Raw genomic sequence first — 22,092 nt, forward strand, 5'->3', positions numbered from 1 at the left:
CTATATCCCTTTCCTAAATTCAATACTTACAGTTGTCCCTAAATTATTATTTCTTTTTATTTCGATTTTTCCGCCTTGTAGTTCAATTAATTGTTTTACTACAAAAAGCCCTATGCCTGTCCCACTTTTTCGGTCAGGATTACAATTTCCTCCAATTGAATATCTATTAAATGCTTCGTATATAAATTCTTCATCTATTCCAATTCCATTATCTTTTACAGATATATTGACCTTATCATCAAATTCGTTTACCACCACGCATATTTGTCCACCATCTTTAGTAAATTTCACAGCATTAGAAACTAAATTTAGAATTATTCTATACATAAATTCACGATCAATATCCAAGTAACACTCTTCAGTATTAGTATCAAAAATTAAATTTATATTATTTAACTTCACATATTCTACTAATGACATCACATTGTCCTCTATGACCTCAACTATGTTCATATTCTCTAATCTTGGCGTCAAATAATGGGAATTTATCTTTGAATTATCTATTAAATTGTTGGTTAATTTAATTAAAGAGATACAGTTTTGCTTAGATATATCATTATATTTCTTTAATATATCAAAGTCTTCTTTTTCAACATATATTTTTTCTACCTGCATTGCCGAATATATTACATTTATCGGAGTTTTCAAATCATGACTTATATTTGAAAGAAATTCTCTCCTAATACTTTCTTCAATTTGTTTATTCTCAACTTCTTTCCTTATTTCATCCACAAGAACTTTAGAAGTTCTATCTTTAATCAATAGCAATTTCCATGATACATTTTCATAATAAGGCAAAAATTCTGCCTTTATAAATTTTTTTTGATTTCCTATATAAAGAATTGCATCATAATCTTTATTTTCTGCATTATTATTTACAAAATCAATATAATTGCTTATTTTTTTATTTATTATTTCTCTTTTTTTTGAGATTCCCGAAATCTTTAAAAATTGTTTATTCACAAATAATATTCTATCATTATCTGCATTCAGAATTATAATTGGATGAGGCATGAACCTAAATAATGTTGAATATAAATACTCTTTACTTCTTAATAAATTTATTGAACTCTCTAACTTAGCATTTCCTAATTCTATTTCATTATTTAGTTCATCTAGTTCCCCATTTTTATCATTCAATGAACGTGATAAGGCCTTATATGGATCTTTAACCAACCTAGATATAATAAAATTCCAAAGCATTGTAAAGTTTGCAAAATGTATAACTTCAATTAATGCATCTTTTATATATTGGCTATTGTTAAATGCATATATATTAATTAAAAATATCAGAACCGTTGAGGATATGTAAACTTTTATGATACTCCATCCATGTTCCCTTAAGTAGTTTGATTTTTTTAAGTTCATAACTATTTTTATAAATGCTGGTATCTCAATAACCGTATATATAATTTTCACAAAGAGTATAGTCAAATTAGAAAAATAACTCAGTAAAGTACATGTAATAATTAAAATTAATATTCCGTAACTTTCTATCTTTAATTTTCTTCTTTCCAAATAATATTCAGTTAATACATAACTAGCAAAAGTTTCTATTAGTAATATGCTCTCTCTGCTTAAATTTATATAATTTTTAATTTCTATTAAGCTATTTGCATCATAAATTTTCATTATAAATCCAAACGATGATATAAATATCATTAATGAGAAAAATATTATTATTATCTTCGAAACATATCTTTTGTAAAATCTTCTCACTTGCTTTAATAATACAAATAAAATTATACTTAGGGTTATGTAATAAATTCTAAAAATTAAAGGTATATGTACACTAGCATCATTAACAATAAATTTTAATATAAAATATAAAAATATACTTATCATATAAATATATATGATTATAGATTTACTCATAACAAAATCATTTGATAGTCTTTTATACTTTTCCATTTTTCCCCCTATTTTATGAAACTATAACCTTATTATATCATTTTCTTCTATTATGCCACCTTACTTTTATAAATAAATGTATACAATTAATTTTTTGCAGAAAAAAATAGCCAGCAATCAGTTGTGTTGACTATTTATTCCAATTAATAATAATTTTATTTTAACAACTACTAATGTCTCAATATTCCACTCTTTTTTAATTTCTCCATAAAATTATTTGTAATACTGTTCATAAATCCTTTTAATAATATTCCAGCAATTAATGAAACAAACATGTATATAGACAAAACTGCTATGTCTTTAATCAATATTGAATACACTATTCCCGCCATAATCTGTCTCATACCACTAATTGCATATGTAAAAGGCAAAAAAGGAAACAATTTTTGAAAAAATACTGGTGCAACTTCAATCGGAAAGTTACCACTTGCTCCTGCCATCTGAAGTACTAATATTATAACAATTGCGGCTTTCCCTACATCATCTAGTATACTTGCTGCAGTATATATAACAATTACAAATATAATACTTACAAATATACTATAAAAAATATACATTATAGGATGAACTGCATAAACCTTTAGCATAATTAAGCTACCTATACTTGCAACTAATGCTTGGCATACTCCAACTGTCAAAAATAATAATAGTTTTCCTAAATACATTTCATATGGTTTAATTTTTGTTCCATCATCAAATTTAGGTGCTTCCAGCGATAATAAAGCCGATGCCAACAATCCCCCAACCCATAAGCAAAGTACTGTATAAAATGGAGTCGTAGCTGTGCCGTAATTAGGCCATGGAAATAATCTATTATCTTCTATTTCAACTGGACTCGCTACAAAATCACTTTGATTTTCCCAATTGCTTGTCATCATGTCTAATAATTCATCAATTTTATCTTCTTCATCCATGTCCTTGATTTTATCTGACAATTCATGAATCTTATTTTTAGCGTCTGGTAACCTGCTTTTTAAACTAGTTAATTCATCGTTAGTTAAGTTGGTTGCATCCTGTGAAACACTTAGCAATTTTTCTACTTCTGGTAATGTATTTCTCCCTTCATCAATAATAGATAAGCTATCATCTAAAACCTTTCTAGTTGAATTAATGCTCTTTTCTACTCCTGGTACAATTTCTGAATCATAGTTGTCTGTAATATCTGCCACCAAACTATGTACTTCATCTACAACTTTTATAATATCCTTAAGTGTTTGCACATTTAATTCATCATTATCTATTTTCTTAATTTCTTCATCCGATTTATCAGCTACTATTTGTAATTTATCTTCAATCGTATCTAGCTTATCAATATTATCTGAAATCACTTTACTTATATCTTTCAAATCATCTTGCATATTTTTTACTGAATTTAATTGTTTATCTAGTTTGTCTGTAATTAATTTTATCGAATCTATATTCGGAACATTATCACCAAATGAAGGTATTTTGATTTCTATATCACTTAATTTATCAATGAGTTTCTTTATATTTCTAAGTCTATATTTAACATTATTAATCGTCTCTTCTGTTGCAATAGCAGAATCCCTTACATTTAATAACACCTTTTTAGATACTTCTGGTAATACATTCTCATCTAGATTTTTAAGTTCTACACTTGAATTATCGAGTACATTTTCTGATTTTATTAGGTCCTGCTTTACTGTTGGAGAAATATCTGATAGTTTTCCCTGAGTATCATCTAAAACCGATTTACTATTATTTAAAAAATCACTTGATGAATCAATAGCATTAGATATTGTTGGAAGCATATCATTAGTTTTAGTTAACACATTTTTCAAATTAGCTGTTCCGTTGCTTGCATCATCTAAAAGTGTTTCGATTTCTGACACATTATCATCTAACTCATATATGTTATCAACTATTTTTCTAAGCTTAGGCCTGTTGTCCTGTATATCAACTCCTCTTTCGTTACATATCCTAAACAATATTCCTGAGACTGTCTTAATTACATTTTCGTCTAACTCATTTTTTACTGTTTTTATACCTGAATCTGTCATCTTGGGAGCAATCGCATTTTTCTTTTCATTTACTGTGTATATTAACTTTGGTTTATTAATATTTTTTTCTAACAATGTTGTAATGTCTTCAGAAAAGTTTTCTGGAATTTCAATTGTTGCATAATACTTTTCTAGTAGCAAACCTTGCTCCCCATTTTCCTTATCTGTAAAAACCCATCCTAATTTATCATTTTCCTTAAGTTTATCAACTAAATCTTCTCCTAAATTTATATTCTTGTCCTTAAATACAGTACCTTTATCCTCATTAATAATAGCAATCTTAATTCCAGCTGTATTGGAATAAGGGTCCCATGAAGCTTTTATATTTATCAATGAGTACATAGATGGAATAATTATCATTACCATAATCATAAGTCTTGCTACCCAGTTAGTACGTATTTTATTAATATCTCTTTTATATATTCTAAATATATTCTTCATAATTAATTCCCCTAGTATTGCAATATAGATTATTTTAACTACTCATTATTGAGCTTTCTTTTAATTTTTCAACAATATTTATTCTTTTTGCATTTATCGGTTCTTTAGCCAAAACTCCAATAATAATTGATCCTATCATAAACATAAATAATATAATGCTATCTTTAAATAATATTGAATATATTACTCCTGCCATAATTTGTCTAACCCCACTTATTGCATAGGTAAATGGAAGAAATGGAAATAGCTTTTGATATCCTGCCGGATTAACTTCTATTGGGAAATTGCCACTAGTTCCAGCAACTTGTATAACAAGCAATACCACACCTATGACTATTCCTCCATACCCAAAAAGACTAACAGCTGTATAAATTATGCAATTAAATACAACACTTATAAATATACAATAGAAGACAAACATTACTGGATGAACTGAATAAGAATGCAATATAAATAATGCTCCTAGGCTAGCTACTAAAGCTTGGCCTATTCCTATAAATAAAAATAACGATAGCCTTCCAAAATATTTCTCGTACTTATTTAATTCTTTATCATTTTCTATAGAATGTGACTCTGTTCCAATTAGGACTGATAATACATATCCCCCAATCCATAAGCAAAGAACTGTATAAAATGGCGTTACTGTAGATCCATAATTAGGCCATGGGAATAATCTATTATCCTGAATTTCTACAGGACTAGATAAAAAATCACTTTGAGCGTTCCAATCATTTGTTATCATATCTAATAATTCATCAATATCTTTCTTGTTATCTATTTTCTTAAGTCTCTGCGCAAGCTCATGTACATTGTCTCTTATATCTGGAAACTTCTCTTTTAATTTTTTTAATTCATCATTAGATAAATCTGCTGTATTCTTGAAAGTATTCAACATCTCTTGAACATCTGGCAAAGTTTTTTTTCCTTGAGCCGATAAGTTTAACCCAGTATCAATTATCTCGCTCATTGAGTCAAACCCCTTATTAATTGTTGGTACAATTTCTGAATCATAATTATCTGTTATATCAGAAACTAAATTATGCAAATCATCTAATACTTTTCTAGTATCTGTAAGATCCTGCGTGTCCAATATTTTATCTCCACTATTTAATTTATCAATATCTTTATTAGTTCTATCAATTAATTTATCAAGATTATTATCTATATTATCTAACCTATCTATAATTTTAGAAATTGTCCTACTCTCTTGCTTTAACAAATCTCTTTGATTTTCAATTACATCTGCTTGTTTATCAAAAACTTGCTGAAGCTTTTTTATTTCATCATAGCTTTGTAGTGAGTTGTCAATTGAAGGTTTAGGAATTTCTATTTCGCTAATCTTATCAATAGCTTTTTTTATGTTCTTCAATCTAGATTTAGCATCGCTAGCACTAGTCCTAATTGCTTTAGACGTATCTAATATCTGTAACAATGCTTTTTTTTCTACTTCTGGTGATATATTTTCATCAACATTTTTAAGCTCTGTCCCTATAATATCGAGCGTATTTTCACATTCAATAAGGTCTTCTTTAACTTTTGGAGATTCATTCTGCAAATCTCCTTGTGTTTCATTTAGAAAACTTTGTGTATTATTTAAAAATTCAGCAGTTTCATCAACAGTGTCTGCTGCAGTTGGTATAAGCTCATTTGTTTTTATCATTAACTCAGAAGCACTTATTGTTCCATTAATTGCTTCATCTAGCATTTTTTCAATTTCAGGCATATTATCATCTAATTTATATACTGAATCTATTATATTTCTAAGCTCAGATCTGTTATTTTGTATATCTATACCAACCTCATCACATAATCTGAACATTATTCCCGATATACTCTTTGCTATATTCTCATCTAATTGAGTTTTGACACTTTTTACACCTGCATCAGTTATTTTAGATGCAATAACATTTTTCTTCTCATTTACAGTATATATTAACTTAGGTTTTGTAACGTCTTTCTTAACTACAGTCGTAACATCCTCTGAAAAATCTTGTGGTATTTCAATCATTGCATAATACTTTTCATTTGTTAAACCATTTTTGGCAGTTTCTTTGTCTACAAATACCCATCCTAATTGATCATTTTCCTTGAGCTTATCAACTAATTCATCGCCTAAATTTATACTATGTTCTTTGTATACCGTTCCCTTATCTTCATTAACAATTGCAACTTCTATTCCCTTCGTATTAGAATATGGATCCCAGGATGCCTCAATATTTATTAATGAATATAAAGATGGTATTATCATTAAAACTACTACAACAAGCGCTGCCACCCAATTAGTAAATATATTCTTCATATCCCGTTTAAAAATATTTATTATATTCTTCATATTCAATGCTCCTGTCAGAAAATATTTCTTTGTATAGATTATATCACACAAAAATGACCAAGAGTCATTTTTTCTCCAATAATTATTTTCCGTACTTAAAACTTTATTTCTATTCTGGAGAAATTAACTATTATACATTTACCTATTCAATTAAGATGAGATGTATGATAAAAAAATAAAGAAAATGCCCTTAGCTATTATGCTAAAGGCTATAAAATTACTAATAGTTAATCAATTCTTATCTCTTCCTTCTATGTATCAGAATCTGAAATTAGCAATTACTTTTATTAAAATTTAAATGCAGATATTTTTTTAATTAATTTACTTGTACTCTCTTTAGATTCATTTATATTTAATATTATTTTATTAGTTTTCTCATTTATTTCGACTACCTTTTCTGCTATTTCAGTAGTTCCTTCCGCTCCATCTGTGGAAGCTTCTGCAACTTGATCTATTGTTTTTAAAATATCCTGTATGGATGCCAAAAGTTCCTCTGAAGTTGAGCTAAAGTCCGAAACTAAACTATTAACAAATTCTGCATCCTTGCTATATTTATCTGCGACTTCCATCATAGATTTATAATCATTATCTACGTTATTTGAAATAAATTTCAAAAGCTTACTTGAATTGCTTGATAAATCGCCTACAGATTCTGTAACTTTATCAGTAACATTCTTTATTTCAGTAACTACATTCTTAGATTCTTCTGCAAGTTTTCTTACCTCTTCTGCAACAACTGCAAATCCTTTTCCTGCATCACCTGCTCTAGCAGCTTCAATAGCAGCATTCAATGCCAACAAATCTGTTTGTGCGGCAATCTCGATTATAGATTCAGATAATATACTAATTCTAGCTACAATATGAGAGTTTTCAATAGCTTTTTCAAGACCTTCTTTTGTCTCTAAAAATATCGCCTTAGCTTTTTCTTGTGACTCGATTGTATTTTTCTTAACATTATCTGCACTCTTTTGTATTCCTTCAACTGATATTAATCCATCTTGAATTTTTTCCGAGATTCCCTCCACAGCTTTTTCAATTTCATGAGATGTTGCTAACATCTCCTCTGATGATGCAGCCGTTTCTTCCATTCCCGCAGCAATACCCTCTGTACTACTTGAAACCTCTTCTATTGTGCTTGATAGATTATCTATCTTACTATTTATATCATTATTTATATGTATAACATTTTCAGTACTCTCATTGACTTCACTAATTATTAATCTTAAGTTTGATATAAATTTATTTAAACTATTTGCAAGTCCAGCAATTTCATCCTTAGATTTAACTTTAATTTCTTGAGTTAGATCCCCACCTTTTTCTGCAAGTGCATCTAGCTCATTCTTTAAACTTTTTAGTGATGCTACTATTCCTTTAATAATCATAAATGAAATAATTATTGAAAGAATAATTAATACTGAAATAATTATTATCGATATATTCTTTACTTTTTGGTATATATCACTACCCTGCTTAGAAAAATCCGCTCCCATTTCTTGATTATACTTAGACAATTCATTCAATGATTCTGATGCTGAGCTAAAATATTTCTTTGCTTCTCCATTCATAATTTCCATAGCTTCATCAGTTCTTAAATCTCTACTCAAGCTTATAACTTTCTCATGCACCTTCAAATATTGGTTCCAATCATTTTTAGCTGTCTCAAATAATTGCTTATCTTTATCATCATAAAATGTTTTTTCATATTGTTGCATACTGCTTTGGATTTCACTATTCTTCGCTTCCATATCTTTTTCTTTTTGAGCCATTTCATTTTTGTCATTTGATATTATATGTTCATATTCCAGTATTCTAAAATCAGATGTCATCGTATTTATATTTCCTGATTGAATTAACCCAGGAATTAATTCTGTAGACATATTAGCTGAAACTGTATTGATCACACTTAAGTTATTAATTGAATATAAACTTAAAAGAACCATTGAAATAATAAGCATAGATATAAGTGACACTAATTTACCTTTAATCGATTTAAACATTAAAACCCACTCCCCCTTTAATTACATAATAAATATCCAATAAATTTATTTTGTATAAATACTTATTCGATGTTTTTTTACAAAAACCTTTTTAATTTCATTAAAATTTAATTTTTAACTATGATTACAATAATTATATTGTCGTTTCCTTAATTAACATTAAAAACTTTCTTGAATTCAATTCTATTATTTGTAATTTTAGAGGTTTAATTAGTCATGTAATAATATTATAAACAATGGTAAGATTTTAAAATAAAAAATATATTATGTATCCTAATACACGTTTTTTCAAAAAAATAACACATATGTAGCTATTCTTCATAACTAAATATGTGTTATATATAAGACCTTCGCCAAGTTACTAAAATAGCAAACTCAACGAAATTTATTCAAATTTTGGTGCAGGTGACGGGACTTGAACCCGTACGTCCATGTGAACACTACCCCCTCAAGATAGCGTGTCTGCCATTCCACCACACCTGCAAATATAAATTACTCATTTAATGATAATCTATTCTTATTTAAAATTCAAGTAATTTTCATAAAATATTTAAGTTAATTATTAGGCAGAGACTAATAATTAACTTAAGAAATGTACATTTAGGAAGCTTTTCATTAGATCAACTACCTTATCTGCCTCAAAATAATCGTCTTTTTTATCATAAAGATATTGATATATATGATAATATGTGTTTACCTTATCAACATATTTTTTTGTTTCTCCAAAAGGTATATAATCTACACTTTTTCCATCTGAAGAGTATTTTCTATTATCAAGCCATGATTGCACATTAGTTGGTCCTGCATTGTATGCTGCAATTGTTAGATCCATATCTTTATCAAAAGTATCATTCAAACGCCTAAGGTACCAGCATCCCATTTTAATATTATATTCTTCATTATATAGGTCTTCTTTAGTGAATGTATTATATCCCATTTCTTTCGCTGCCCATTGTCCAGTATCAACCGTTATTTGCATAAGACCTACTGCATTTTTATGTGAATGCGCATCATCATCAAATTTACTTTCAGTTTTTATAACTGCTAGTACTAGCAATGGATCTAGATTATACTGCGAACTGTACATATCAACATACTGCTGGTACTTATAAGGAAAAAACTTTTCTTTTATAATATATCTCGAACCTATGCCAATTGCTGCTACAATTACTACTAAGAATACTATTGCACAAAAGGTTTTTCTTAGAAACTTCATTATATTCTCCTTACTTAGCATATTAGTTTTATAAAATCAATAAAATCATAAACTTGCTTCTGCAATTCAATTAAATCAGTATTATTGTCAATAATAATATTCGCAAACTCTTTTTTTTCTTCCATAGACATTTGAGAATTTATTCTACTAACAGTTTCAACTTTAGTTAATTTATCTCTATTCATAACTCTTTGAATTTGAACTGAATTATCCGCATATACAAGTACAATATAATCCATTTCCTCATGCATATTATTTTCAATTAAAGTAGGAGCATCTATTATTACTATTTTTTCATTCTTTTGTTCGTACAATTTTATCTTTTCTTCAATTGATTGTTTAATATACGGCATAATTATACTTTCATATTTTATTCTTTGTTTAGGAAATCTGAATATGTGGTTTCCAAATTCTTTCCTTCTAAATTCACCTCTCCAGTCAAAGAAACCTGCTCCAAATTGTGCCCGAACCATTTCTAATATCTTTGGATTATTTTCAAGTACTTCTTTAGCTATAGCATCTGCATCTATTATTTTTAGTTCTTCTTTACTTAAAATATTTGATACAGTGCTTTTTCCGGTGCCGATTCCACCTGTTAAACCAATCTTAACCATTTTATAAAAACCACCTTTTTTTAATTCCACAATACATTATTTGGCATCGTACCATGTATCTCCAAAATTAACATCCACATCAAGTGCTACTTTTAACTTAATTGCATTTTCCATTTCATAAGCAACTAAATTTTTAACTTCTTCAAATTCGTCTTTTTTTACATTTAAAATAAGTTCATCGTGTACTTGAAGGATTAATTCACTTTTTAACTCTTTTTCATTTAATCTGTTATAAACATTTACCATTGCAAGCTTTATTATATCAGCTGCACTTCCTTGAATTGGTGCATTCATTGCCAATCTATCACCTAAAGCCTTAACTATCTTATTGGAAGATTTTATCTCAGGAATAAATCTTCTTCTATTTAAAATTGTCAATACATATCCCTTTTCTTTAGCTTCCTCTACAACATTTTCAAGATATTCTTTTATCTTAGGATATCTTTCTAAATATATAGACATGTATTCTTCTGCCTCTTTCTTTGTGATCTTTAAATCTTCTGCAAGACTAAACGCACTTATCCCATACACTATCCCAAAATTAACTGCTTTTGCTCTACTTCTCATAAGAGAAGTAACCTCTCCTACTGGGACTTTAAATACTTCCGAAGCAGTCTTTGTGTGAATATCACTATGATGCTCAAATGCATCTATCATATTTTCATCTCCAGCAATATGAGCCAATACCCTTAATTCTATTTGCGAATAGTCACATGAAACCAGTATATCAGTTTCTTCCATTGGTATAAATACTTTTCTTATTTCTCTACCCATTTCATATTTTATAGGAATATTTTGCAAATTAGGTTCTGTGCTTGATAGTCTTCCTGTTGTAGTCACAGTTTGATTGAAGTTTGAATGGATACGCCCATCTTCATCAACCACATTTTTTAAACCTTCTACATATGTAGAATTTATCTTTGTAATTTGCCTATAATACATTATTTTAGGTATTATATCATGCTTATTCATTAGCTTCTCTAAAACTTCTTGGTTAGTTGAATATCCAGTTTTTGTTTTCTTAATGACTGGCAAATCCAATTTTTCAAATAATATCTTTCCTAGTTGCTTAGGAGAACTAATATTAAATTCCTCATCCGCTAATTCATATATTTCTTTTTGTGTCTTATCAATTTCTTTTTTAAACTTAGTCTGTAGCTCATCTAACATACCTTGATTTATGTTAAATCCAATACTCTCCATGGATGAAAGCACATAAATTAATGGATGCTCCACTTCATAATAAAGTTGATCCATATTTTCCTTATGAAGATTTTCTTTTAATTTTTCATAAACCATAGGTAAGTAACTGCAAAGAATTGCCTTAATATTGCTGTCTTCACTGTTAGGATTATCACCAATATAATGATTAACAAGTTCTAGAATTTCATATTTACTCTTTGATGAATCAATTAAATAAGCTGCTATCGCAGTATCAAAATCAAATCCCTTTATTTCAATTTGATTTTTATTTAAAAATGTAACAAAGTTTTTTCCATCATGAATAACTTTTTTAACATTATCATCTTCCATAAGATTTTTTAAAACTTTTAAAGCTTCCTCACTATCCTTAGAACTTATGTCTTTGAAATCTATAATAGTACCCTTATTTTCTTCCCCGAATATTAAATATTCAAGTTTTAATTTAGAATATCTAGATGCATCAGTTAAAGTATAATCTATATAAATTCTATTTCTCATCTCTGAGAATAATGCTTTCATATCTTCAATTGTAGTAATATTTCTCACTTCAATGTTAGATTCTTCCTGAACTGTGTCATCATTAAATTTAGATAATATTGACTTCATCTCAAGTTTAATGAGCATCTTCTTAATTTCTAATATATTTTCTTTATTACTAGAACTTATATCTTCTAAATTTAATTCGATTGGAACTTCTCTCATAATTGTAGCTAATTTCTTAGAAAATATTGCTTGTTCAACATTATTTTCTAAATTTTCCTTAAGTTTTTTCCCTGAAATTTTATCTATATTTTTAATAACTTCTTCAACAGATCCATATTCCTTTATAAGCTTAAAAGCAGTCTTTTCTCCCACTCCTGGAACGCCTGGTATATTATCTGACTTATCTCCCATTAATCCTTTTACATCTATAAATTGCTCTGGAGTCACTTCAAACTCATCCATAAAGCTTTCTTTATCATAAACAGCAGTTTCACTGACACCTTTCTTAGTAATTATAATTTTAGTTTTTTCTGATGCTAGTTGAAGTGCATCACGATCTCCTGTAACTACAAATACTTCTGTATTATTGTCCTCAGCAAATTTTGATACTGTTCCAATCAAATCATCTGCCTCAAAGCCTTCAACTTCAAATATCTTAATTCCCATTAACTTAAATAGTTCTTTAATAATCGGGAATTGTTCCGCAAGTTCTGGCGGCATCTTATTCCTACCTGCTTTATATTCAGAATACTCTTTATGTCTAAAAGTTGGTGCTTTCAAATCAAAAGTAGCAATTATACTATCTGGATTAATTTCATCCTTCATTTTAAGTAGCATATTTATAAAACCATAAATGGCATTAGTATTTATTCCATCACTATTTGTAAGAGGAGGCAAAGCATAAAAAGCCCTATTCATAAGTGAATTTGAGTCTAAAACCAATAATTTTCTCATTAGAAACCTCCTGAAATTTAACATAAAAATTTACTCAACTAGAAATATTATTATCTACTTCAAGTCATTATTTAAACTCATTATACTATATTGTATAACTTAAAGTATATATGTATCTTGTTGTGTAATGAATTTATCTCATATTATTTCCATAATTATTAGTAATAATTCTTATTTTGTATATTCTTTATTTTACTATAGTAGATAACTTGCAAAAATTGTTATAATGTTAATTATAGATCGTAATTCCAAATGCAAAGTATTTTAAATTAACCAGTACTATAAAAATCTATTATGTAATGAGGTGATATAATTGTTAGATAACCTTTTATCTAAATATGCTAAACTTGCTATTATCAAAGGTGTAAATATACAAAAAGATGGACTTTTAGTTATAAATAGCCCTATTGAGTGTAGTAACTTTGCAAGGCTACTTGCGGATGAAGCCTATAAATCTGGTGCTTCTGATGTAGTTATAAATTATAATGATGAAAAATTCAATAAGATACGATTTAATAATTCTTCAAAGGAAATTCTTTCTATTACGCCAAAATTTGAAAAAGATAAATATGACTATTACGTAGAAAATAATGCAGCATTTTTGAGTATTTCCGCATCTGATCCAGATATTTTCAAAGATGTAGATTCGGATAAAATATCGGCATACCAAAAAGGCAGACGTACAGCCTTAGAGAAATATCATAGCGCATGTACTTCCAACAAAAATGCTTGGTGCATAGTTTCAATTCCAACTGAAAACTGGGCAAAAAAAGTCTTTAGTGAATCTAACTCATGTGAAGCAATTGAAAAATTATGGGATGCAATTTTTACTGTTATGAGACTTAAAGAATCCGATCCTATAGATGCATGGAATAAACACACTAACCTTCTTCATGATAAGGTATTAGAATTAAATTCCTATAAATTTAAATATCTTCATTTTACAAATTCTCTTGGAACTGACTTAAAAATAGGATTAGTTCAAGATCATATTTGGTGCGGGGGTGAGGATATAACACAAGATGGTCTGAGATTTATTGCTAATATGCCTACAGAAGAAGTTTATACTACCCCTAAATTGGATGACGTAAACGGAATTGTTTTTAGCTCAAAGCCTTTAAGCTATTGTGGAAATTTAATAAACAATTTTTCCTTAACATTTAAAAATGGTAAAGTTGTAGCTTGTTCTGCTGAAACTGGATTAGATATTTTAACTGAGCTTCTTAATACAGACGAAGGTTCAAGATATCTAGGTGAGGTTGCCTTAGTTCCATATAATTCTCCAATTTCAAATTCAAATATAATTTTTTATAATACATTATATGACGAAAATGCTTCATGCCATTTGGCTCTTGGTTCTTCATATCCTTGCTGTATAAAGAAAGGAGAAAAAATGACAAGAGAAGAATCAATTCTATCTGGTTCAAATGTATCGTTGATACATGTTGATTTTATGATAGGAACTAAAGATACAAATATAACTGGTATTACACCAGCTGGTGAAGAAATTAAAATTTTTAATAATGGTAATTGGTTTTAATATTTTTTAATAAAATAAAAATACAGGATTGATTTTACAACCCTGTATTTTTATTATTTATTTTTTAGGCTTGCTTCGTTCTTTATTATTAGCATATGTCTTCAATTCATTATTGAGAGCATCTACAATATTATTATACTTTGCCTTAAAGGCGCGCCTAGCCATAAATCTTTGAATCCATAATGACATATATCCAAAAAACTTATCTGTTGACTGTTCTTCTTCAAATACTAATTTGGTTGTGCCATCTTTTTGCCCTTTGAAATTATATGTTGATATACATGTTGTAAAATCAGTTGAGGTAGTAATTTGATATTTTTCATTTTTTGCATATCCTGTTATTTCAACTGTACATTCTACTGGATTAGGCCTACCAGTATTTATGCTCTTTTGAATCTTACATCCTGTCGCATCTTCTTCGTTAAAATCCGAAAAATCTTTCTTTGCATTTTTTATAAAAATATGGAACACATCTTCTACTGGATAATTTAATATTCCAATAGCTTTCATTTTGAATTCCCCCTCTAATGAATTTACTTTATTATTTTCCAGTAAAATATTCTATCCCTATTGCTTCTCGAACTTCTCTAAGAGTATTAGCTGCCACTTCTCTAGCCTTGTTACTACCATCCTTTAGCATTTTATATACTGCATCTATATCTTTTTCAAACTCAATTCTTCTATTTCTTATTGGTTCCAATTCAGCCTGTAAAATTTCATTTAAGTATTTTTTTACTTTTACATCACCAAGACCACCACGTTTATAATGCTCTTTCATTTCTTCAACAGCATTTTTATCAGTTGCAAATACATCTAGATAAGTAAATACAGTATTTCCTTCTATTTGCCCTGGATCTTCTACTCTTATATGATTAGGATCTGTATACATTGACATTACTTTTTTCTTAATTGTATCAGCATCATCAGATAGATAAATACAATTTCCTATTGACTTACTCATTTTAGCTTTTCCATCCGTTCCAGGTAATCTTCCTGCATTAGAACTTGGAAGTACTGCTTCTGGCTCAACTAGAACTTCTCCATATATAGAGTTAAAACTTCTAACGATTTCCCTTGTTTGCTCAATCATAGGCAGTTGATCTTCTCCAACTGGTACTGTGTCTGCTTTAAATGCTGTAATATCAGCTGCTTGACTTACTGGATAAATAAGAAACCCTGCCGGAATACTATTTTCAAAATTTTTCTGTTTTATTTCTTGCTTAACTGTTGGATTTCTTTCTAACCTTGATAAAGTAACAAGATTTAAGTAATGCATTGTTAATTCATTTAGTTCTGGTATCTGTGATTGTACAAATATATTTGATTTGCTTGGATCAATTCCAACTGCTAAATAATCGAGTGCAACTTCCGTTAAACTATTTCTTATCTTCTCAGGATTTCTTGCATTATCTGTTAAAGCCTGCTGATCTGCAATCATTATAAAACTTTCATATAAGCCTGATTCTTGAAGTACAACTCTATTTTTTAAAGAACCTATATAGTGTCCTATATGTAATTTACCTGTTGGTCTATCTCCTGTTAATATTACTTTCTTACCCATTCCAAATTCACTCCTAAACCTCAAAACTCATTAAACTTCTGACTTAGTTTTACTTTCAACTACTTTATTAATTACATCTACTCTTTTATCTCCTAAGACATTAGCTATCTTAACTGACATATTTTTTTCTTTATATATAGCTTCTCTATTAGCATCAACTATCTTCATAATTCTTTCTTCCATCTTTTCATGTGAAATTAGGTCATCATAATATGTATCCACAATGTCCTTTAAACATGTTGCTAATTCTCTTGGATTTCTATAAACTGCTCTCATTTCTTACTCCTTAAATATAACAAAATAATTTTTATATAATTTATATCAATTCAAAATTCTCATCCCTTATCTGAAAATTATGAACTAACCGCATGTATTAATATAAGTTAAAATAAATTCCACCTTAAAATTATTATTTAATATAAATCTTTAACTTAATGTTCCATAAATACTTATATTATAACAAATAAGTTTCGCTTTATTATATCATTATACATAGTAAAATTCTATATTCAAAAATAAAGACTACCTTAAAATGCAATTTTTAAGATAGCCTATAAAGTTCTAATTTTCAAACCTACTGATTAACTTGCTTATTTAATACTAATTGAAAAATCATTAGGCACTATCATTACAATACATTTGGCACGTTTGACAACATTAGTAGTTACTGAGCCAATCATTCGATTTAAACCTCTTTTAGTAGATTTAGTCATAACGATTACTCCTATATTTTCTTCGTTTGCTTTCTTTATTATTTCATCTCCTGGATATCCAAAAGTAAAATAAGTTTCTGTCTTATAATCTTTCATTTTTTCTTTAGCTGCTTGTAATATTTCTTCACCCAATTCTTGTGCAAATTTTATCTCATCAGCAACTATCATTTCATTTATCAGTACTAATTCTTTAACATTCATTATTATAATTTCAATTGAATCTTTATCGGGAAATATTTCTTTTACAAATTCTAAAGAATGCATACTTCTTTCTGTTCCGTCTATTGGTATTAACACTTTCCTTTTATTCATATATACTCCCCCTTAAATATCTCGATATTATAGTATTCTACACATTAGCAATAATATCCTCTATTTCACCTTAATGAATATATAATTTTTTGCTTATCTGTATAAATTCCCATTTCTAATTTAAGTATACCCTGAAATAATCATTTTTATAAATTTATAGGGCATATCTACATATAAAACTTTTTATATATGCAAATATACCCTTATTTTATTTATATTTTTATTCTATAATTTCTCCATTAGTAGAAATAGTTACTACTTGCCAAGGAATCATTTTATCACTTGCCTTTAATGCATTTTTCACAGCATTTTCTATTCCACCACAGCATGGAACTTCCATTCTTACAACAGTAACACTTTTTATATCATTCATCTTCAAAATTGTCGTTAGCTTTTCTGAATAATCTCCCTCATCTAGTTTTGGACATCCTATTAATGTAATTTTGTTTCTAATAAACTTATTATGAAAATCTCCATATGCATAGGCTGTACAATCTGCTGCTATAAGTAAATTAGCATTATTAAAATATGCTGCATTTGGAGAAACAAGTTTAATCTGCACAGGCCATTGATTCAATTGTGATACTATCTCACCCTCAGTTCTCGCATCCTTCACTTCAATCTTCTTATGGCTTAACATTCTGGATTGTGAACCTGGGCATCCAAATTGAATTGTTTGATTCTTGTTTAACTCTAATTTCTTTTGCTCAGTATTTCTTTTCTCCATGTTTATCTTTACAGCTTCTTCATCATAAGCAGCTGCTTCTCTCTCTTCGAAAGAAATAGCATTAGTTTCACATGAAGGAAGACAATCTCCAAGCCCGTCACAATAATCATCCCTTAATAATTTTGCCTTTCCATCTACTATACCTATAGCTCCTTCATGACAGGCACTTGCGCAGACACCACATCCGTTACATTTCTCTTCATCTATTTTAATAACTCTTCTTATCATAAAATTCTCCTCCTAAATCTCACACTCATTTAAATTCACTAATCATTAATTTTTGACCATACATTAATAATTGAAATATAGCATTTAAATAAATCAATTAACTTATAGAATTATTATAATAGAATGTTCATGTAAAATCCGTTTCATTTGATACAGAAATATTAATTATCAATTTTTAATTTTCTAACAATGTTAAGTTTTTTAAACTGAAGTCCAATATTTTAGCTGAGTGTGTTAATGCTCCTACAGATATGTAATCAACACCTATTTCAGCTATTTCTTTAATATTATTAAGTTCAACGTTTCCTGAGAACTCTATTATGGCTCTTTTTCCTATTATTTCAACTGCTTCTTTAGCTATCTCTAGATTCATATTGTCAAGCATTATTATATCTGCGCCTGCTAAAAGTGCTTCCTGTACCATTTCTAAATTTTCAGTTTCTACCTCTATTTTTCTAACAAATGAAGAATTCTTTCTAGTTAGCTCTATAGCCCTTTTTATTCCACCAGCCGCACTAATATGATTGTCTTTAATCATTATACCATCAGATAAATTAAATCTATGATTACATCCACCTCCAATCTTTACAGAATATTTCTCTAATATCCTTAAATTTGGTGTTGTTTTTCTTGTATCTAATAATTTTGCATTTGTGTGTTTTATTTCTTGTATAAATCTATTCGTTAATGTAGCTATTCCACTCATCCTTTGAAGTAAATTTAGAGCAATCCTTTCCCCAACTAATAAGCTTCTCGTATTACCTTTTAGAAAAGCAACTCTGTCTTTTACATGTGCATTATCTCCATCACGCTTATAAAATTCGATCTCCACATTTCCTAATAAATCAAATACTCTTCTAAATACTTCAAGGCCTGCAACTATGCCTTCTTCCTTGCAAATTAATTCTACTGTAGAGATATTTTCTTCTCCTATGATTGAATTTGTGGTTATGTCATCGCTTGGACAATCTTCAATAAGTGCATCTTTTATTATTTTATCTATAACTAAATAATTTATCATCTAACTTTCCACCCTTTTCTTTTATAGTTCTCACAGTTATCTCTTTATTTTCTTCTTGTAATTCATCCCATGATTTTTCTAATCTCTCCACAGGAAAAACCTTAATTTCCAAATAATCCACAATGTTGTTAATTGATATTGCAGCTCTTCTTGAAAATACAAGTCCTTCAAGTAATGAATTACTTGCGAGTCTGTTAGCACCATGTACTCCTGTACAGCTTGTCTCTCCAACTGCATATAGGCTTTTCATAGATGTTTTAGAATCCAAATCTACTTTTATTCCTCCCATAAAAAAATGCTGAGCTGGAGAAACCTTAATAAATTCTTTTGTTATATCTGTTCCTCTTTTTAAGCATTCCTCATAAATAGTTGAAAATCTATTTATTATATAATCTTTTCCCAAAAACCTTATATCTAAATTTACATAAGGTACTTCTGTCTCTTTTATCTGATTATATACTGCTTCTGATACCACATCCCTCGGCAAAAGCTCATTTATGAATCTTTCCCCTTTTATATTTGTAAGAATTCCACCTTCCCCTCTTAGAGATTCTGATATCAAAAATTTCCTCTTATTTTCACCTTCTTCATAAAATGCTGTCGGATGAATTTGAATATAATCCATATCCTTTAATTCTATACCGTGTCTTATTGCTGATGCTATTCCATCTCCTGTCAATATTCTCTGATTAGTTGAATTATTAAATAATCCACCTATGCCTCCAGTTGCCAATACAACAGCTTTTGCATAAACATTTATTTGCTCATCTTCTCTTATTAACATGGCTCCAATGCAATTATTTTCTTTTTCTATAATATCTACAAAATGAGTATTTTCATAAACACTTATATTTTCTCTCTTTTTCACTTTATCAATTAAAATTTTTGCAGCACTTTCTCCTGTATTATCCTTTGTATGGACTATCCTATTTACAGAATGAGCGCCTTCTTTTGTAAAGTTTAAACTTCCATCTTCATTTCTATCAAAAGCAATTCCCATTTCAATCAATGATTCTACGTTAACCATAGATTCATTAATTAAAGTTTCAACAGCCTCCAAATCATTTTTATATCTTCCTGCTTTTAAAGTATCCTCTATATATAGTGGAATATCCTCAACACCTTTTGCAACAGATATTCCCCCTTGTGCCAGATAAGTGTTACTACAAGTAATCTTATCTTTGCATACAATCAAGACATTTAAATCTTTCCTTAAATTTAATCCACAATAAAGACCTGATACCCCTGAACCTATTATTAGAACATCAACAAACTTATTCATATTTTTCCTAATTACTTCTAACATCTTGCGATGCAAGTAAATGCATATTTTCTAACGATTTTAACGCCTTTTTTCTAACATTTTCTTCTATAATCATTTCATTTTTCATATTCAATAAGGCATCATATAAATTTTCAAGGGTTGTCTTTTTCATGTCTTGGCAACATATTTTATCTCCTGGTATAAAGAAATTTTTATTAGGATTCTTTTTCTTTAATTCATGTAAAATCCCTTCTTCTGTCGCTATTATAAAATCGGTTCCTTCATCTTTAGTCGCATAATCTATTATTCCACTTGTACTCCCTATATAATCTGCAATATCTCTGATTTCCTTTGTGCATTCAGGATGGACTAATACTTTTGCATTTATATGCTTTTCTTTTTCAATCAATATATCTTCTCTGCTTACCTTATTATGGCACCTACAAAATCCATCCCATAATATGAACTCTTTTTCCGGGAAAAACTCCGATATATATTCACCTAGATTCCTATCAGGTAAAAACATAATCTTTTTATTAGATATCTTCTTTAATATTTTCAATGCACTTGAAGAAGTCACAGCTACATCACAATGAGCTTTCACATTACACGTTGAATTTATATAGCAAACTACATAAGCATCTGGATGCTTTTCCTTTAGTTCTAATAAAGCCTTGCCGCTTGCCATATCTGCCATAGAACATCCTGCACTAGGACATGGCATTAAAACAGTCTTATTCGGTGATAAAACTTTTGCACTCTCTGCCATAAATCTAACCCCGCAAAACATTATAACTTCCTCTTTGCAATCTCTAGCTATTTCACTTAAATAATAAGAATCTCCTACATAATCTGCTAAGTCTTGTATAATTCCTGGTTGGTAATAGTGTGCAAGAATAAGAGCATTCTTTTCTCTCTTTAACTTTAATATTTCTTTTGCTAAATCCATCGCCATGTTTATTTACACCTCTTTTAATTAATTTTACAGGTGTATATACACCATTGAAAATAATTATAACACCACAATTTTTAATATTCAACAGATTTCATTGCCTTATTTAACCTACAAAAAATCATTTTATTTTTCTTGACAGCTAAAAGTTATAGTTGTATTATTGTATTAACAACTTAGTACAACAATACAGTAGTACAATTTACGAAGGAGTGAGACTATGTCATGGGATTTTAATGACGATAGACCAATTTACATGCAGCTAATGGAACAAATACAACTTAGAATCGTTTCTGGCATATACAAAGCTGGTGAAAAATTGCCATCAGTTAGAGATATGGCAGGTGATGCAGCTGTTAATCCTAATACAATGCAGAAAGCATTAACAGAACTTGAGAGAACTGGTTTAGTATTTTCTCAAAGAACTAGTGGCAGATTTATTACGGAGGACGTTAATATGATTAAAAATATAAGAAATGGTTTAGCAAGAGATCAAATTGAAAAATTTCTTCACAATATGGAAAAAATAGGTTATACCAATCAAGAGACAATCCAACTTATAGAAATTATATCAAAGGAGATGAAATAATGGATAATGCTGA

17 protein-coding genes and 1 tRNA gene are annotated in these 22,092 nt (G+C 28.7%); 2 read left to right on the forward strand and 16 right to left on the reverse strand.

Translation table 11 applies throughout. The features are described 5' to 3' along the window. The 8 genes from L3B96_RS09370 to polA form a co-directional block, all read right to left on the reverse strand. Positions 1 to 1,911, reverse strand: a complete 1,911-nt coding sequence (locus tag L3B96_RS09370) for a PAS domain-containing sensor histidine kinase (RefSeq protein WP_238860516.1) — start codon at positions 1,909 to 1,911, stop codon at positions 1 to 3. 170 nt (positions 1,912 to 2,081) lie between these two features. Continuing rightward, a complete protein-coding gene (locus L3B96_RS09375; protein WP_238860518.1) occupies positions 2,082 to 4,373 on the reverse strand; it encodes a YhgE/Pip domain-containing protein in 2,292 nt (763 codons plus the stop codon). 34 nt (positions 4,374 to 4,407) lie between these two features. Next, positions 4,408 to 6,705, reverse strand: a complete 2,298-nt coding sequence (locus tag L3B96_RS09380; RefSeq protein WP_238860520.1) for a YhgE/Pip domain-containing protein — start codon at positions 6,703 to 6,705, stop codon at positions 4,408 to 4,410. A gap of 287 nt (positions 6,706 to 6,992) precedes the next feature. Then, positions 6,993 to 8,702, reverse strand: coding sequence for a methyl-accepting chemotaxis protein (locus tag L3B96_RS09385; protein WP_238860522.1), 1,710 nt, complete (start codon positions 8,700 to 8,702; stop codon positions 6,993 to 6,995). A 397-nt stretch (positions 8,703 to 9,099) separates the two neighbouring features. Further along, a tRNA-Leu gene (locus tag L3B96_RS09390) sits at positions 9,100 to 9,185 on the reverse strand. Between the two features lie 97 nt (positions 9,186 to 9,282). Then, positions 9,283 to 9,918, reverse strand: a complete 636-nt coding sequence (locus L3B96_RS09395) for a lytic transglycosylase domain-containing protein (protein ID WP_077829351.1) — start codon at positions 9,916 to 9,918, stop codon at positions 9,283 to 9,285. Between the two features lie 14 nt (positions 9,919 to 9,932). After that, complete coding sequence (coaE, locus tag L3B96_RS09400) at positions 9,933 to 10,532, reverse strand: dephospho-CoA kinase (RefSeq protein ID WP_077829350.1); 600 nt, start codon at positions 10,530 to 10,532, stop codon at positions 9,933 to 9,935. A 36-nt stretch (positions 10,533 to 10,568) separates the two neighbouring features. After that, on the reverse strand, positions 10,569 to 13,172 hold the full coding sequence (gene polA / locus L3B96_RS09405; RefSeq protein ID WP_238860524.1) for a DNA polymerase I: 2,604 nt from the start codon (positions 13,170 to 13,172) through the stop codon (positions 10,569 to 10,571). A 313-nt stretch (positions 13,173 to 13,485) separates the two neighbouring features. Here polA and L3B96_RS09410 point away from each other — a divergent pair, with 313 nt between their 5' ends. Next, a complete protein-coding gene (locus tag L3B96_RS09410; RefSeq protein WP_077829348.1) occupies positions 13,486 to 14,712 on the forward strand; it encodes an aminopeptidase in 1,227 nt (408 codons plus the stop codon). A 57-nt stretch (positions 14,713 to 14,769) separates the two neighbouring features. On the opposite strand, the gene L3B96_RS09415 is transcribed toward L3B96_RS09410, so the two are convergent. The 8 genes from L3B96_RS09415 to nadA form a co-directional block, all read right to left on the reverse strand. Continuing rightward, complete coding sequence (locus L3B96_RS09415; RefSeq protein WP_238860526.1) at positions 14,770 to 15,222, reverse strand: DUF3284 domain-containing protein; 453 nt, start codon at positions 15,220 to 15,222, stop codon at positions 14,770 to 14,772. A 31-nt stretch (positions 15,223 to 15,253) separates the two neighbouring features. After that, a complete protein-coding gene (trpS, locus tag L3B96_RS09420) occupies positions 15,254 to 16,273 on the reverse strand; it encodes a tryptophan--tRNA ligase (protein ID WP_023974030.1) in 1,020 nt (339 codons plus the stop codon). A gap of 30 nt (positions 16,274 to 16,303) precedes the next feature. Then, positions 16,304 to 16,549: a TIGR04540 family protein gene (locus tag L3B96_RS09425; RefSeq protein WP_238860528.1), complete on the reverse strand. Its 246-nt coding sequence runs from the start codon at positions 16,547 to 16,549 to the stop codon at positions 16,304 to 16,306. 314 nt (positions 16,550 to 16,863) lie between these two features. Then, on the reverse strand, positions 16,864 to 17,298 hold the full coding sequence (locus L3B96_RS09430) for a universal stress protein (protein ID WP_011968140.1): 435 nt from the start codon (positions 17,296 to 17,298) through the stop codon (positions 16,864 to 16,866). Between the two features lie 220 nt (positions 17,299 to 17,518). Beyond that, positions 17,519 to 18,253, reverse strand: coding sequence for a 4Fe-4S binding protein (locus L3B96_RS09435; RefSeq protein WP_023974031.1), 735 nt, complete (start codon positions 18,251 to 18,253; stop codon positions 17,519 to 17,521). Between the two features lie 175 nt (positions 18,254 to 18,428). Further along, complete coding sequence (nadC, locus tag L3B96_RS09440) at positions 18,429 to 19,274, reverse strand: carboxylating nicotinate-nucleotide diphosphorylase (protein ID WP_238860530.1); 846 nt, start codon at positions 19,272 to 19,274, stop codon at positions 18,429 to 18,431. Next, positions 19,249 to 20,556, reverse strand: a complete 1,308-nt coding sequence (locus tag L3B96_RS09445) for an L-aspartate oxidase (RefSeq protein WP_238860532.1) — start codon at positions 20,554 to 20,556, stop codon at positions 19,249 to 19,251. Before L3B96_RS09445 ends, nadC begins: the two co-directional genes overlap by 26 nt. Positions 20,557 to 20,563: 7 nt before the next feature. Then, the gene (gene nadA, locus L3B96_RS09450; protein ID WP_343073083.1) at positions 20,564 to 21,487 is read right to left on the reverse strand and encodes a quinolinate synthase NadA; all 924 of its coding nucleotides are present in this window, start codon (positions 21,485 to 21,487) and stop codon (positions 20,564 to 20,566) included. A gap of 223 nt (positions 21,488 to 21,710) precedes the next feature. Here nadA and L3B96_RS09455 point away from each other — a divergent pair, with 223 nt between their 5' ends. After that, positions 21,711 to 22,079 carry a GntR family transcriptional regulator gene (locus L3B96_RS09455; protein ID WP_011968135.1) on the forward strand — a complete coding sequence of 123 codons (369 nt, stop codon included), beginning with the start codon at positions 21,711 to 21,713 and terminating at the stop codon, positions 22,077 to 22,079. The last annotated feature ends 13 nt before the right edge of the window (positions 22,080 to 22,092 follow it).

Source organism: Clostridium sp. YIM B02569, from assembly GCF_022320765.1.
Taxonomy (GTDB): domain Bacteria; phylum Bacillota; class Clostridia; order Clostridiales; family Clostridiaceae; genus Clostridium; species Clostridium beijerinckii.

Coding starts and splice junctions, on each gene's coding strand:
- L3B96_RS09445 (WP_238860532.1), bottom strand. CDS start 20,556: ATGAATAAGTTTGTTGATGTTCTAATAATAGGTTCAGGGGTATCAGGT.
- nadA (WP_343073083.1), bottom strand. CDS start 21,487: ATGGATTTAGCAAAAGAAATATTAAAGTTAAAGAGAGAAAAGAATGCT.
- L3B96_RS09395 (WP_077829351.1), bottom strand. CDS start 9,918: ATGAAGTTTCTAAGAAAAACCTTTTGTGCAATAGTATTCTTAGTAGTA.
- L3B96_RS09425 (WP_238860528.1), bottom strand. CDS start 16,549: ATGAGAGCAGTTTATAGAAATCCAAGAGAATTAGCAACATGTTTAAAG.
- L3B96_RS09430 (WP_011968140.1), bottom strand. CDS start 17,298: ATGAATAAAAGGAAAGTGTTAATACCAATAGACGGAACAGAAAGAAGT.
- L3B96_RS09380 (WP_238860520.1), bottom strand. CDS start 6,705: ATGAAGAATATAATAAATATTTTTAAACGGGATATGAAGAATATATTT.
- nadC (WP_238860530.1), bottom strand. CDS start 19,274: ATGATAAATTATTTAGTTATAGATAAAATAATAAAAGATGCACTTATT.
- L3B96_RS09370 (WP_238860516.1), bottom strand. CDS start 1,911: ATGGAAAAGTATAAAAGACTATCAAATGATTTTGTTATGAGTAAATCT.
- polA (WP_238860524.1), bottom strand. CDS start 13,172: ATGAGAAAATTATTGGTTTTAGACTCAAATTCACTTATGAATAGGGCT.
- L3B96_RS09435 (WP_023974031.1), bottom strand. CDS start 18,253: ATGATAAGAAGAGTTATTAAAATAGATGAAGAGAAATGTAACGGATGT.
- coaE (WP_077829350.1), bottom strand. CDS start 10,532: ATGGTTAAGATTGGTTTAACAGGTGGAATCGGCACCGGAAAAAGCACT.
- L3B96_RS09455 (WP_011968135.1), top strand. CDS start 21,711: ATGTCATGGGATTTTAATGACGATAGACCAATTTACATGCAGCTAATG.
- L3B96_RS09375 (WP_238860518.1), bottom strand. CDS start 4,373: ATGAAGAATATATTTAGAATATATAAAAGAGATATTAATAAAATACGT.
- trpS (WP_023974030.1), bottom strand. CDS start 16,273: ATGGGTAAGAAAGTAATATTAACAGGAGATAGACCAACAGGTAAATTA.
- L3B96_RS09415 (WP_238860526.1), bottom strand. CDS start 15,222: ATGAAAGCTATTGGAATATTAAATTATCCAGTAGAAGATGTGTTCCAT.
- L3B96_RS09385 (WP_238860522.1), bottom strand. CDS start 8,702: ATGTTTAAATCGATTAAAGGTAAATTAGTGTCACTTATATCTATGCTT.